Annotated in this window: 1 protein-coding gene; it reads right to left on the reverse strand. The window is 45.3% G+C overall.

Translation table 11 applies throughout. The annotated features are described in order from the left end of the window. Window positions 1-162, reverse strand: a 162-nt coding sequence (locus LI126_RS16395) for an Asp23/Gls24 family envelope stress response protein (protein WP_227165690.1), incomplete at its 3' end; no start/stop codon positions are given. Window positions 163-265 lie beyond the last annotated feature (103 nt).

Below are 265 nucleotides of genomic sequence, written 5' to 3' on the forward strand. Positions count from 1 at the left end.
GCTGTCATGCCGCAGAATCTGGTTGACGCCATCCTTTAATGGATTGCGACTGGCCATTCCTACCACGCCATAGTTATCGGTAGCGGCGCCGCCTACGACCGTTGAAATCACATCATTAGCAATATCGATCGTGCCAGACTTTGTTTTAATCTTAACTGCCATCTTCAATGGCCTCCCTTAATCGTTTGTCATCAAGTTGATATCTCTATCATCTTACCATAGCACAGCAATGTCAAAAAGCAAAGTAGCCCACATTGCTTGAATC

Origin of the sequence: Mediterraneibacter sp. 210702-DFI.5.30 (genome assembly GCF_020560115.1) — a bacterium.
GTDB lineage: Bacteria > Bacillota > Clostridia > Lachnospirales > Lachnospiraceae > Mediterraneibacter > Mediterraneibacter faecis.